This is a genomic window from Methylobacterium brachiatum (assembly GCF_020523825.1).
GTDB classification, from domain to species: domain Bacteria; phylum Pseudomonadota; class Alphaproteobacteria; order Rhizobiales; family Beijerinckiaceae; genus Methylobacterium; species Methylobacterium brachiatum.
The window spans coordinates 454,104-467,609 of record NZ_JAJALK010000003.1 but is presented as its reverse complement, the minus strand read 5'-3'; the positions used below and the strand labels follow the sequence as shown (position 1 = coordinate 467,609).

11 protein-coding genes and 1 riboswitch are annotated in these 13,506 nt (G+C 69.6%); of the genes, 6 read left to right on the top strand and 5 right to left on the bottom strand.

Features of this window, described 5'->3' with window-relative positions:
- Nucleotides 1-12 precede the first annotated feature (12 nt).
- Nucleotides 13-1,533 (bottom strand): anthranilate synthase component I, encoded by a 1,521-nt coding sequence (trpE, locus tag LGR69_RS09325; RefSeq protein WP_230365867.1) that lies wholly within the window; start codon nucleotides 1,531-1,533, stop codon nucleotides 13-15.
- Between the two features lie 5 nt (nucleotides 1,534-1,538).
- Nucleotides 1,539-3,440: a peptidylprolyl isomerase gene (locus tag LGR69_RS09320; protein ID WP_230365866.1), complete on the bottom strand. Its 1,902-nt coding sequence runs from the start codon at nucleotides 3,438-3,440 to the stop codon at nucleotides 1,539-1,541.
- 197 nt (nucleotides 3,441-3,637) lie between these two features.
- Between LGR69_RS09320 and tpiA the strand changes: the two genes are divergently transcribed.
- Nucleotides 3,638-4,399, top strand: coding sequence for a triose-phosphate isomerase (tpiA, locus tag LGR69_RS09315; protein WP_007561514.1), 762 nt, complete (start codon nucleotides 3,638-3,640; stop codon nucleotides 4,397-4,399).
- 74 nt (nucleotides 4,400-4,473) lie between these two features.
- Nucleotides 4,474-5,385, top strand: coding sequence for a polyphosphate kinase 2 (ppk2, locus tag LGR69_RS09310; protein ID WP_230365865.1), 912 nt, complete (start codon nucleotides 4,474-4,476; stop codon nucleotides 5,383-5,385).
- A gap of 16 nt (nucleotides 5,386-5,401) precedes the next feature.
- Here the strand turns inward: ppk2 and LGR69_RS09305 are convergent, their stop codons facing one another.
- Nucleotides 5,402-5,872 carry a nuclear transport factor 2 family protein gene (locus LGR69_RS09305; RefSeq protein WP_230365864.1) on the bottom strand — a complete coding sequence of 157 codons (471 nt, stop codon included), beginning with the start codon at nucleotides 5,870-5,872 and terminating at the stop codon, nucleotides 5,402-5,404.
- Between the two features lie 261 nt (nucleotides 5,873-6,133).
- Between LGR69_RS09305 and secG the strand changes: the two genes are divergently transcribed.
- The 4 genes from secG to LGR69_RS09285 all read left to right on the top strand — a co-directional run bounded on the left by secG (nucleotide 6,134) and on the right by LGR69_RS09285 (nucleotide 10,560).
- Nucleotides 6,134-6,535: a preprotein translocase subunit SecG gene (gene secG, locus LGR69_RS09300; RefSeq protein WP_007561507.1), complete on the top strand. Its 402-nt coding sequence runs from the start codon at nucleotides 6,134-6,136 to the stop codon at nucleotides 6,533-6,535.
- A 285-nt stretch (nucleotides 6,536-6,820) separates the two neighbouring features.
- The gene (locus LGR69_RS09295; protein ID WP_007561505.1) at nucleotides 6,821-8,449 is read left to right on the top strand and encodes a CTP synthase; all 1,629 of its coding nucleotides are present in this window, start codon (nucleotides 6,821-6,823) and stop codon (nucleotides 8,447-8,449) included.
- Between the two features lie 66 nt (nucleotides 8,450-8,515).
- A complete protein-coding gene (locus LGR69_RS09290; protein ID WP_007561502.1) occupies nucleotides 8,516-8,968 on the top strand; it encodes a DNA polymerase III subunit chi in 453 nt (150 codons plus the stop codon).
- 2 nt (nucleotides 8,969-8,970) lie between these two features.
- Nucleotides 8,971-10,560 (top strand): S10 family peptidase, encoded by a 1,590-nt coding sequence (locus LGR69_RS09285; RefSeq protein WP_230365921.1) that lies wholly within the window; start codon nucleotides 8,971-8,973, stop codon nucleotides 10,558-10,560.
- Between the two features lie 3 nt (nucleotides 10,561-10,563).
- Here LGR69_RS09285 and LGR69_RS09280 read toward each other — a convergent pair whose 3' ends face one another.
- On the bottom strand, nucleotides 10,564-11,916 hold the full coding sequence (locus LGR69_RS09280) for a coagulation factor 5 8 type domain-containing protein (protein WP_230365863.1): 1,353 nt from the start codon (nucleotides 11,914-11,916) through the stop codon (nucleotides 10,564-10,566).
- Between the two features lie 115 nt (nucleotides 11,917-12,031).
- The gene (locus LGR69_RS09275; RefSeq protein ID WP_230365862.1) at nucleotides 12,032-13,048 is read right to left on the bottom strand and encodes a DUF4424 domain-containing protein; all 1,017 of its coding nucleotides are present in this window, start codon (nucleotides 13,046-13,048) and stop codon (nucleotides 12,032-12,034) included.
- 248 nt (nucleotides 13,049-13,296) lie between these two features.
- Nucleotides 13,297-13,491, top strand: a riboswitch (cobalamin riboswitch).
- Nucleotides 13,492-13,506 lie beyond the last annotated feature (15 nt).

Genomic DNA, 13,506 nt, shown 5'->3' with positions numbered 1-13,506 from the left:
GGTCAACCTGCCCTATTGCCCGCGCTTCGCTTGGGCAGCGAACCGCACCGCCTCCTCGGCGGCCCGGAACAGGGCCTTGGCCTTGTTGACGCATTCCTGCTGCTCGGAGGCCGGGTCGGAATCGTAGACGATGCCGGCGCCGGCCTGGACGTGCATCCGCCCGTCCTTCACCACGGCGGTGCGCAGGACGATGCAGGTATCCATCTCGCCGCGGGCGCCGAAATAGCCGATGCAGCCGGCATAGGGCCCGCGCTTCTCGTGCTCCAATTCGTCGATGATCTCCATGGCCCGCACCTTCGGGGCGCCGGAGACCGTGCCGGCCGGGAATCCCGCCGCCAGGGCGTCGAGGGAATCGTGGCGGGGGTCGAGGTCGCCCTCGACGTTCGACACGATGTGCATGACCTGGCTGTAGCGCTCGATGAAGAACGAATCGGTCACCCGCACGGTGCCGATCTTCGACACCCGGCCGGCATCGTTGCGGCCGAGATCGAGCAGCATCAGGTGCTCGGCGCATTCCTTCGGATCGGCCAGCAGCTCGGCCGCCAGGGCCGCGTCCTCGGCCGGGGTCGCGCCGCGACGGCGCGTGCCCGCGATCGGCCGGACCGTGACGGTGCCCTCGCGTACCCGCACCAGGATCTCCGGCGACGAGCAGACGATCTGGAAGGCCTCGAAATCGAGGTAGCAGAGGAACGGGGCCGGGTTGGTCCGGCGCAGCGACCGGTACAGGCTGTAGGCGGGCAGCGTGAACGGCGCCGAGAAGCGCTGGGACAGCACCACCTGGAACACGTCGCCCGCGACGATGTACTCCTTGGCCCGCGCCACCATGGCGGCGAAGGCCTCCGGCGAGGTGTTCGAGACCGGCTCGGGATGCGCCACCGTGGACAGGTCCACCCGGGCGTCCACCGGCAGCGGCCCTTCGAGAGCTTCCGCCACCCGGTCGAGGCGCGCGAGCGCGGCCTCGTAGGCGGCACGAGCGGTGACGCCGGGCGCCGGGCGGACGGGCGAGATGACGGTGATCTGGTCGCGGATCGAATCGAACACCACCATCACGCGCGGGCGCATCAGGATCGCGTCGGGCACGCCCAGGGGATCCGGGTTTGGCTCGGGCAGCCGCTCCATGGCGCGGACCATGTCGTAGCCGAGATAACCGAACAGGCCGGCGGCCATCGGGGGCAGATCCTGGCCCTCGGAGTCGCCGATGGCGCTCTCGGCGATCAGGGCCCGGAGGCTGGTGAGCGGCGCCCGGTCGTCCGGCTCGAACGCGCCGAGATCGGCGCCCCGGGCGATGGCGGGGGCGCCGTCGCGGCAGCGCCAGATCAGGTCCGGATCGAGCCCGATCATCGAGTAGCGGCCGCGCACCGCGCCGCCCTCCACCGATTCGAGCAGGAAGGCCGGACCGGAATGCCTGGCCCGCAGCTTGAGGAACGCCGCAACCGGCGTCTCGAGATCGGCCACGAGGTTCAGCTCGACGAGGCTTGGCTGGCCGGCCTCGTAGCGTCCGGCAAACGCCGCGTAGTCAGGCGCCTCGGCCATGGCCCTCAATACTCTCCGCCGATGGCGCGGCGCAGGGCCGCCTGATCGATCTTCACGCCGGCGTTTTTCTGGACCTCCGAGATGTACTGGGACAGCACGTCGTCGGCGAGCGCGGCCTGGAAGTTCTTGGTGATGGTCTTGTCGGCCTGGGTGTCGACCACGAAGGCCGGCATCGTCGCCGCCGTGACCTTGAACACCGCCCGCGAATCACCCGCCGCCGCGGTACCGGCCTTGCCGACCGGGGTCGCGAAGATCAGGTTCACGTCGTCGGCCGTGAGCATGTCCTTGGCCTGGTTGCGGGCGAGATCCTGCGCCTCCTGGGTGTTGACCCCGACCTCCTGGGCGACCGCCTCGATGGTCGCGCCGCCGTTGAGCTTCTCGACCAGCTCACGCCCCTTGGCCTGGAGGCGCTTGGCGATCTCCGCGGCGGTCCAGCCGGCCTTCACGCCATCCCGGACCTCGTCGAGGGGCTTGTCGTGCGCGGCGTCGATGCCGGTGACGTCGTACCAGACGTAGCCGCCGGATTTCGTGCGCAGGGGCTCGTTGTCGCCGCCGATCTCGGCGCGGAACAGGGCCGGCAGGGTGGTGTCCGGGTCCGGGATGTCGGCGACGCGCTGGCCGTCCGGGCCCTTGCCCTGGGGATCGACCGCCTTGACGGTCACGAGCTTGAGCCCGCGCTCGGTGGCGATGTCGGCGAGCGGCTTGGCGCCGGCGCGCTGATCCTCGATCGCGTCGCGGGTCGTCTCCATGGCGTCCCGGGCGCGGCTCAGCGCCAGGTTCTTGCGGATCTCGCCCTCGACCTCCTCGAACGGCTTGAACGTGCCGGGCTCGATCTTGGTGACCCGCAGCAGCACCGTGCCGAACCGGCCCTGGACCGGATGGCTCACACCGCCCTCGGGCAGCGCGAAGGCGGCATCGGCCACGACCTTGTCGAACAATTCGGCCTTGGTCAGCGTGCCCAGGGTCAGGTCGGTGCCGCCGGTGCGGCGCTCCTCGGCGATGGCCTCGAAGGTCTTCGAGCCGTCCTCGATCGCCTTGCGGGCGGCCTCCGCGGCGGCCGCGTCCGGGAACACGATCTGCTGGATCGTGCGCTTCTCCGGGCTGCCGTACCGGCCCTTGTTCAGCTCGTAGGCGGCCTTGGCGTCCGCGTCGGTGATCGCCTCGGGCTTGGCCATCGCCTCGGGATCGACCACCAGCAGGGTGGCGGCGCGGAATTCGGGCGCCCGGAAGCCCGACTTGTTGGCCTCGTACCAGGTCTTCAGCTCGTCCTCGGTCGGGGCCGGGATCTCCCCGGCCACGGAGGGCGTGAGCATCAGGTAGGCGGCCGAGCGGCGCTCGGTGGAGTAGCGGTGGACCGCCTCGCGCATCGCCGCCGGGACATGGAGGTCGGACGACACGGCTTCGGCGAGCTGCAGCCGGGCGATGACGGCGCGCTGCTCGCGCACGAACAGGTTCTCGTTCAGGCCGGCGCGCTGGAGGGTCTGATAGAACAAAGTCGGGTCGAACTGGCCCTGGGCGTTCTGGAAGCTCTTCTCGTCGTGGATTGCCCGGATCACCGACGCGTCCGGCACGCCGAGGCCGAGGTCATGCGTCTTCTGGTCGAGCGCCGCCTCGGTGATCAGCTGCGACATCACCGCCCGGTCGAGGCCGAGCATGCGCGCCTGATCGGGGGTGAGCGCGCGCTTCAACTGGGCCTGATAGCGCTGCAGCTGGTTCTGGTAGGCTTGGCGCACCTGCTCGGCGGTGATCGGCGTGCTGCCCACCGTGGCGACGTTGTTGCTCGAGCCGCCGCGGAAGAACTCCTCCACGCCGAAGATGCCCACGCCCGCGATCAGCAGCGCGAAGATGATCGTCAAGACGATCTTGCCGAGCCAATGCTGGCTGGCGTTGCGGATGCCCTGAAGCATGATCTGTGATCGGATACCTTCGGCCTTCGACCCGTCGCCGGGCCGGTGCCATCCCTGAAAGGCGTCCGCGATAGACCATTCGCGTCCACAGGCAAAGGCTCAGCCTATCGGACGGTTTGCGCGCTCAAGCTCGCTCTGGTAGGCCCCGCCGACCCCGGAAAAGCCGAGGCGGCACGGGGGTGAGGCGAGGGCTAGGGATGACGCAGACGGGGCGGAAACCGCTGGTCGCCGGCAACTGGAAGATGAACGGGACGCGGGCATCGATCAAAGTGGTCGAGGCGATCCGCGACGGGATCACGCCGGAGCTTGCCGCCCGGGTCGACGTTTTGATCTGCCCGCCCGCGACGCTGATCGGCTCCTGCGTGGCGGCAACCGCCGGATCGCCGATCGCCATCGGCGGCCAGAACCTGCATGCCCGGCCGAGCGGCGCCTTCACCGGCTCGATCTCGGCGGAGATGCTCGCCGATCTCGGCGCCAAATACGTGATCGTCGGCCATTCCGAGCGCCGGGCCTACCACCACGAGACCGATGACGGCGTCCACGCCAAGGCGCTGGGCGCCCGCCGGGCCGGCCTGTGCGGGATCATCTGCGTCGGTGAGACCATCGAGGAGCGCGAGCAGGGCCGCGCCCTCGACATCGTCCGCGCCCAGCTCGCCATCGGCCTGCCGAAGGGCGCGACCGCGGCCGACACGGTGATCGCCTATGAGCCGGTCTGGGCGATCGGCTCCGGCCGCACCCCGACGCCGCGCGACATCGCCGAGGTCCACGCCTCCCTCCGCGAGATGCTGGACAAGCTCGTCGGCGACGAGGCCCACCGGATCCGCATCCTCTACGGCGGCTCCGTGAAGCCCAGCAACGCCCGCGAGCTGATGGCGGTGGAGAATGTCGACGGCGCCCTGGTCGGCGGCGCGAGCCTCGTGGCCGAGGACTTCCTGGGGATTTGCGCCGCCTACGCGTGAGGCGCCGGGGTTCTCGGAGCTGTCACACGATCCTGCTTTGAGGGGCGTGACAACATCCGACCAAGAAGCCCGACATGACGATCGACCATGCCTCCGCGGATCCCACGATGGTGGAGATGATCCGCCGCGAAATCCTCGACAGCTACGACGAGGAGATGGAACTCGGCTTCGAGGATGACCGCCTCGACAGCCTCGAAGGCGGATCGGAATCCGGCCTCGACCGCAGGCGCTACTTCCGCGACCTCCTGCACCTCCAGCACGAGCTGGTCCGTCTCCAGGACTGGGTCCAGCACAAGAAGCTGCGCGTCGTCGTCCTATTCGAGGGACGTGATTCGGCCGGCAAGGGCGGCGTGATCAAGCGGATCACCCAGCGCCTGAACCCGCGCGTCTGCCGCGTCGTGGCCCTGCCCGCGCCGAGCGAGCGCGAGCGCACGCAATGGTACTTCCAGCGCTACGTCACCCACCTGCCCGCGGGCGGCGAGATCGTGCTGTTCGACCGGTCCTGGTACAACCGCGCCGGCGTCGAGCGGGTCATGGGCTTCTGCTCGGAAGCCGAGGTGGAGGAGTTCTTCCGCTCCGTGCCCGAGTTCGAGCGCATGCTCGTGCGCTCGGGCATCATCCTGTTGAAATACTGGTTCTCGATCACGGACGAGGAGCAGGCGCTGCGCTTCCACATGCGCATCACCGATCCGCTGAAGCAGTGGAAGCTCTCGCCGATGGATGTCGAATCCCGGCGGCGGTGGGAGGATTACACCCGCGCCAAGGAGGACATGCTGGCCCGCACCCACATCCCGGAGGCGCCCTGGTGGGTCGTCGAGGCTGTGGACAAGAAGCGCGCCCGGCTGAACTGCATCAGCCATCTGCTCGAGCAGATCCCCTACGAGACCGTCGAGCATCCGGCGGTTCACCTGGCCGAGCGGGTACGCCACGCGGATTACCTCCGCACGCCGACCCCGCCGGAGATGCTCGTCCCCTCCCGCTACTGACCGGACTCGACGCGCGTCAGAGCTTGAACGCCTGACGCGCCATCAACCGCCAGCGGCCGCCGTCCCGGCGCCAGACCTGCAGGACCCCGATATGGACCGGGGCGGTCTTGCCGTTCGAGACGGCCTCCCCGGAGAAGACGTGCCGGACGATCGCGTCCTCCCCGATCACAGAGGCCGAACGGTCCGACAGGGTGATGCTCGGGAAGCGCGAAGCGCCGCTGGTCAGCGCCGCGATGAAGGCCGCCTTGTCCTGGACCACGCCGCTCGAATGGCCGTAGCTCAAGCCGTCGAGGGTGAGGGCGTCCAGGGCGGCACCGTCCGCCGCGAGCAGGGCCTTGGTCAGCGAATCGACCGCCGCCTCGACCGCGGCGCCCTGCGCGGCGTCGGTCGTCCCGGCGGCGAAGCCCGGCGTCGGGTGGATCAGGATCGGCGCGGCGGCGGCGATGGCGAACGCGGCAGCGAGCGCCGAACGGCGAGATAGGGTCATGGCGGGCCTCCCGGGCGGGGCGGCGTGTTGCGTGAGCCGCCCTTCCCGCCCGACAGAGCACGACCGGCGGCGCGGCGCGAGAGCTGCGGGCGACACGGCGAGGCCGATCGTCAAGTTGGCGGCGGCCGGCGAGTGGTGTATGGCCGGCACAGATTTGCGACCGGCGCGCCAAGTCGAACGTTTGGCACCGGTCGCCGCGCCCGCCGCCGGACCGGCCTCTCGGGACCGGCGCGCGAGGCCGAACCAGATTCCGGAACACCGATGCAGACCGTCCTGATCGTCGTCCACCTCATCATCGTGCTGGCGCTGATCGGCGTCGTGCTGCTCCAGCGCTCCGAAGGTGGGCTGGGCCTGGGCGGCGGCGGCGGTGGTGGCGTCGCGGGCTTCATGACCGGCCGCGGCCAGGCCAACGCCCTGACGCGCGCGACCGCGATCCTGGCCGCCCTGTTCTTCACCACCAGCATGCTGCTCGCCGTGATGTCGCACCGCTCGGCGGCGCCGAAGTCGATCCTCGATACCGGCGCGTCGGCGCCGGCCGGCCAGCCGGCCAAGCAGCCCACCGGCGCCGACAACCTGCTCGACACCCTGCGCCAGCAGCAGGACCGTGCGCCCGCCACCGCCCCGGCCCAGCCGGCCGTGCCCGAGGCGCCGCAATCGCGCTGATGCCCGCCTGACCGGCATCGTGCGCGCCGTGCCGGAACGGATGCCGGTCCGGAAACCGGCGCGAACCGTGGGTCAAGCATCCAGGGTCTGCGCCGGGCGCGCGTGACATCCGGGTCCGGGCGCCGCAAGAGGACGGGCGGCGGATGAGCATGGGGCCGACGATTCGGCTCGGCTCCGGCCCGTCCGGGCAGGCCGTTTCCCGTGCCTGCACGATCCCCAGCCATTCCATCGCCGGCAGGCTTGCCGTTTGGCAAATGCCAGCGCCTTCTTTATGGACCGAGGCCCATGACGCGGTACGTTTTCATCACCGGCGGCGTGGTTTCCTCTCTCGGTAAGGGACTCGCCTCCGCAGCGCTCGCCGCCGTGCTTCAGGCACGGGGCTATCGGGTCCGGATGCGCAAGCTCGACCCCTACCTGAACGTCGATCCGGGCACGATGAGCCCGACCCAGCACGGCGAGGTCTTCGTCACCGACGACGGCGCCGAGACCGACCTGGATCTGGGCCATTACGAGCGCTTCACCGGCGTTCCGGCGAGCCGGGCCGACAACATCACCACGGGCCGGATCTACCAGGACATCATCGCCAAGGAGCGGCGGGGCGACTATCTCGGCGCCACGATCCAGGTGATCCCGCACGTCACCAACGCGATCAAGGATTTCGTCCTCGACGGCAACGACACGTTCGACTTCGTGCTGGTCGAGATCGGCGGCACCGTCGGCGACATCGAGGGTCTGCCGTTCTTCGAGGCGATCCGTCAGCTCGGCCAGGAACTGCCCCGCGGCACCTGCTGCTACGTCCACCTGACGCTGCTGCCCTACATCCCGTCGGCGGGCGAGCTGAAGACCAAGCCGACCCAGCACTCCGTCAAGGAGCTGCGCTCGATCGGCATCCAGCCCGACATCCTGCTGTGCCGCTGCGACCGGCCGATCCCCGTCGAGGAGCGGCGCAAGCTCGCCCTGTTCTGCAACGTCCGCGAGACCGCGGTGATCGAGGCGCTGGACGTCGCCTCGATCTACGAGGTGCCGCTCTCCTACCGGAAGGCCGGGCTCGACCGGGAGGTGCTCGGCCATTTCGGCCTGGAGCACGGCGAGGAGCCGGATCTCGGCCGCTGGACCACGATCTCCGACCGGGTGCGCAACCCCGAGGGCGAGGTCTCCATCGCCATCGTGGGCAAGTACACGGGGCTGAAGGACGCCTACAAGTCGCTGACCGAGGCGCTGATCCACGGCGGCATCAGCCACCGGGTCAAGGTCAACCTCGAATGGATCGAGGCCGAGGTGTTCGAGCGCGAGGACCCCGCGCCGTTCCTCGAAGGCCTGAACGGCATCCTGGTGCCCGGCGGCTTCGGCCAGCGCGGCGCCGAGGGCAAGATCCGCGCGGCCCGCTACGCCCGCGAGAAGCGCATCCCCTATCTCGGCATCTGCTTCGGCATGCAGATGGCGGTAATTGAGGCCGCCCGGTCCCTGGCCGGCGTGCCGGATGCCAACTCGACCGAGTTCGGGGAGACCTCGGAGCCGGTGGTCGGCCTGCTCACCGAGTGGCTGCGCGGCAACGAGCTGGAGCGCCGCGCCGCGGTCGGCGATCTCGGCGGCACGATGCGGCTCGGCGCCTACGATGCGCAGCTCGACCCCGATTCGAAGATCGCCCAGATCTACGGGTCCGACCGGATCTCCGAGCGCCACCGCCACCGCTACGAGGTCAACATGGCCTATCGCGAGCGGCTCGAGGCCAAGGGCCTGCGCTTCTCCGGGCTCTCGCCGGACGGGCTCCTGCCCGAGACGGTGGAGCATGTCGGGCACCCGTTCTTCATCGGCGTGCAGTTCCACCCGGAGCTGAAGTCGCGCCCGTTCGAGCCGCACCCGCTGTTCAAGGGTTTCGTCGGCGCGGCGATCGAGCAGAGCCGGCTGGTCTAGAACACCGGAGCCGCGGCTGCGCGCCGCTGCTCGCTCCGTGCGCCCGAACCCTATATCGGTCTGACCGTGACCGAGATCCTGTTCTACCACATGCAGCGCCAGCCCCTGGAGAAGGTGCTGCCGAACCTCGTCGAGCGCTCGCTCGGCCGGGGCTGGCAGGCCGCGATCCAGGCGGCCACCGAGGAGCGGCTGCAGGCCCTCGACGACCATCTCTGGACCTATTCCGACGAGAGCTTCCTGCCACACGGCACCGACCGCGACCCCGATGCGGCCGGCCAGCCGGTCGTGCTGACGCTCCGCGACGTGAACCCCAACACCGCCTCGATCCGGTTCCTGGTCGAGGGCGCCGACCTGCCGCCCGACGCAGAGAGCTACGAGCGGATCTGCATCCTGTTCGACGGGACCGACCAGGACGCCCTGCTGCGCGCCCGCGAGCAGTGGCGGCAGGCCAAGGAGGCGGGTCACGCCGTCGCCTACTGGCAGCAGGACGATTCGGGCCGCTGGAACAAGAAGGCTTGACCGTGCCCCTCAGCAAGCGTCTCGCGCATGCCGCGCTCGCCCTCACCCTCGTGGCGGCGCCGCTGCCGCTCCGCGCGCAGGACGCCCACCATCCCGGCCCCCAGGCCGAGGCGAAGCCGGCCCCGCGCGGCCCCGAAGGCCGCCGCCTCCCGCCGGATTCCACCACCCGGCAGAGCATCAAGCTCCCTGACGGGCGCAGCCTCGACTTCACCGCCACGGCCGGCAGCCTGCCGCTGGTTGACGAGGCCGGGAAGCTCCAGGCCGAGATCGCCTATGTTGCCTATACGATGGCCCCGGAGGCCGGGCGCGAGCGGCCGGTCACCTTCGCGATCAACGGCGGACCGGGCGCGGCCTCCGCCTACCTGAACCTCGGCGCGATCGGTCCCTTGCGGCTGCCGACGGGGGGTGCAAGCATCAGCCCGTCGCAAGCGGTGGCGCTCACACCCAACGACGGCACCTGGCTCGACTTCACCGACCTCGTGTTTATCGATCCCGTCGGCACCGGCTACAGCCGGGCCAGCGACGGCAACGGCAAGACCTACTGGAGCATCGACAGCGACGCCGCGACGCTCGCCGCCGTCATCGCCCGCTACCTGCGGGTCAACGACCGGATGGCGAGCCCGAAATTCTATGTCGGCGAGAGCTACGGCGGCTTCCGCGGCCCGCTGGTCACCGAGAAGCTGCAAGAGGAGATCGGGATCGGCCTGTCCGGGATGGTTCTGCTCTCGCCGGTGCTGGATTTCGGCTGGCTCGAGACCCCGCGGGCGAATCCGTGGGGCTACGTGCTGAAGCTGCCCTCCCTGGCGGCCGGTGCCCTGGAACGGGCCGGCACCATGCCGAATCCGGCGCTGTTGAGCGACGCCGAGGCCTACGCGGCGGGGCCATATCTGACCGACCTGCTCAAGGGCCCGAGCGACAAAGCCGCGGTCGCCCGGATGACCGACAAGGTCGCGCCGCTCACCGGCTTCGACCCGGCCTTCGTCCGCGCCCAGGCCGCGCGTCTCTCCACCCGCAGTATCCAGCGCGAGATCGACCGGACGGAGGGCCGCGTCACCAGTGCCTACGACACCGGCATCACCGGCTGGGACCCGAACCCGGATGCCGCGCAGCCGAGCTTCGAGGATCCGCAGCTCACCGCGCTCCAGGCGCCGCTGACCAGCGCCATGCTCGACCTCTACGCGCGTACGCTGAAATGGCCGGTGCCGAACCTGCGCTACGAGCTTCTGAGCAACGCGGTGAATCGAGGCTGGAGCTGGGGCTCGGGCCGGCAGGCGCCGGAAGTGCTTTCGAACCTCAAGGGCGTCCTGGCTCTCGACGGCCAGCTGCGCGTCCTCGTCGCCCACGGCTTCACCGATCTCGTGACCCCGTATTACGCCTCGAAGCTGCTGCTGGCGCAGGTCCCGGCCTACGGCGCCGGGCGTCTCAGCCTCGCGGTCTATCCCGGGGGGCACATGTTCTATTCGCGCGACGGTTCCCGGGCCGCGTTCAAGCGCGATGTCCAGCGGCTCTACCAGGACGCCCTCAAGGCCCGCGATGGCGGCTCGGCGCCTCCGGCCGGGGCACCGGCCGAACGGCTCAAGGACACGCCCTGACGGTCACGCCGCGTCGTCGAACGCGAGCGCCTCGGCCGGGTAGTCGATCATCATCCGGCGCTGGGCGTCGGTGTTCTGCCACTCGCCGACCTTCATGTAGCGTCCCGCGATGTCCCGGACCTCGACCAGCTTGCGGATGGTCTCAATGCCCTGGAACGCCTGCGGCCAATTGGACGCGAAGTAGAACACCTGCTCGACCCGCTCCGACAGGTGGCAGATCGCCGGACCGAAGGTGCCCAGGCCGAAGACGAGGTAGCGACCGTTCACCAGGGCCGCAACATCGGCCACGAGCGACTCGCTCTGGGTCTCCACCGGCAGGCCGAGGCCTTTCGCGTAGGCCTCCACCTCTGCGATCACCGGGTTCAGCTGGTTCTCGAAGACCAGCTTGACCGAGCGGATCCGCCCCTCGCCGCGCAGCCGGTCGATGACCATGCGGTAGAAGGCGAAGGGCGGCTGCGGGTAGTGCGGATCGACCCAGGTGCTGAAGATGTCACCCGAGCGGATATGGATCAGGAGCTGGTCGTCGGGCTTGGGGGGGAACGTCGCCGGCAGCCCGTTGAACAGCGGGCGGATGATCTCCTGGATGATCGCCCGCGAATCCGGCGGCGTCTCGAGCCCCACCAGACGCTGGAACTGCGTCGGGTCGAAATACAGGCCGGACAGGAAGTAGCCGTCCGCCAGCAGCGCCTCATCCGGCGGGATGAAGGTGATGCCGTCGCGGGTGAGCCGCTCGGTCAGGAAGATCACCTTGCTGCGGTCGACCTTCGGGACCTTGACGTATTTGAGGTTCAGCGCCTTCGCGACCGAGAGCGCGATGATGTACTGGACCAGGCAATTGCCGAACGCGCCGTTCTCGAACAGCGACAGGCCGACCAGGGTGCGGCTCGCCCGATCGGGTCCGCTCTCGAGGCTGTAGGCGAGGTAGCGGTTGGCCCCCGGCTTCTCGTTGAGGAGCGTCACGTCGAGGTCGAGCATCGCCCGCAGCGCGATCAGGTCGATCGCGGCCTCCTCGGCGCGGACCTGCACGGCGGCCACCCGGTCGGGATTCGGCACCGCGATGCGAACGGACCGCGTCCAGGCGCGCTCGTCGGCCTCGATGAATGCGGTGCTGGAGCCCGCCTCGCTCTGCCGGGACGCAAGGCCGGGCTCCGACCAGGACGCGCCGTCCTGCAGCACGAGGATCGCGACATCCGCGGCGGGTGCCGGATCCGCCCCATTCCACACCACGACGATGGAATGGATCGGGAAGCGGCCGCCGAGATCGATCTCCAGCCAGGTCGTATCCGCGACCGCTTGCGGCGTGCGGCCGTCGGCGAGGTCGACGAGGGCGGGATTCGAGTCGTCTGCCGGGGCCATCATGTCTCCGGGGCGGATCTGGGCGGGGCGCAGCCGGACGGCGCGACCGGCGGTGCCCGCATCGACACCGGCCCGTCAAGCCCGCTCGCTGAAGCCATCGCGCCCGATCGCCGGCTCAGCCGTTCGTCCCGGACTTCAGGAGGAGGATGTCGATGTCGCGCTGGGGGACGTAATCTTTCACGACCATCTCGAACGTGGTCGGCCCGGTCTTCTTCACGTTGGTGCCGCAGAACGCGATGAGGGTCGCGGGGTCGCCCTTGTCCACGACCAGCTTGAACGTGCCGATCGGTCCCGCCCAGTTCCCCCCGGACGTGATGACGTAGGAGAGGTACTGCTCATAGGCCTGGAACGACCGGCTGCCATCCGCGCTCGCCCGGCGGTACAGTGCCTGGGCCGCCTTCTCGAAGGCGGGCTCCGTGCAGTAGCGGGTTGCGTATTGCGCCTTCTGCGCCGGATCCACGTTCGGAGCGCCGTAGGACAGGCTGGGCAGGCTGCCCAGGCTCGGCACGTAGCTCTGGCGGACCGTGATCTCCCGGCCGGCCGGGAAGACCTGCCGGCGCCAGAACTTCGATTTCAGCGTCCAGAGCGGGACATCCGCGATCGTGCCATCCTTGTGCACCTGCCGCTCCAGGATGCCGTCGGCGGCCAGGGCGAGGCGCCGGCGCTCGCCCAGACGGCGCAGGGCCTCTTCCGTCGCCTCGACCGTCGGCATCAGGGGAATGCCCAGGCCCTTGAGGCGATCGGTGATCTCGACGGGCGGCGCGCCGTTCCGGACCAGGAAGGCGCGCTGCTCGACTTGCGATTCAGCTGGCCGACCATCGACCTCGGTGGCGAACTTGAGAAAGTTGTCGTGGGCCGGATCGGGAATCGCGGTCAGCATCTCGCGATCCCCGGTGATGTCGGGCATCGGAAACGCGATGGTGGTCTCGATATCGGCATCGGTGAGGTTGCGGAACCGGTAGTCGATCCGCACGGCCTTCTCGGACAGGTACAGCTCCTCGGAGGCGAGCGCGATCTTGTCGGTCTTCTCGAGGACCAGACCGCCCGCGGCGAGCGCGGCGCTGCTGTCATCCGCCCGGGCGGGCAAGGACGCCGTCGCCGCGAGGGCGAGGGCCAGCCACAAGGTTCGCATCGGTATCACACTCAACATGCTCGGGAATCGGCGGCCTGCGCGGCCGCTGCGGGAGCCGTCCGCCGGCAGTCCGGATGATCGGGGCTGATCATGTTCGGCAAGTCGGGGCGAGACGGTTTCACCGCGAAGATCGTCGCCCGGACGCGGCAAAAGCTTCACAGCAACCGACCACACCACTGAACCACGTCATACCCGAAGAGTCGGAGATGATTCCGCCGCGCCTCCGTTGTGCGAGAGCTGTCATGCGTCTACAACGATCCCGTGACGGTGCCCCGGCAACGGGGTGAAAAGGGAATGCGGTGAGGAGCGCGAGTTCCGAATCCGCGGCTGCCCCCGCAACTGTGAGCGGCGAGCGTCTGCCAGTAGGCCACCGGAGCGATCCGGGAAGGCGGCAGGCGCGCCGAGCCGCGAGCCAGGAGACCTGCCGTCACGCTGAGATCCCGCAATGCCGCCGGTGG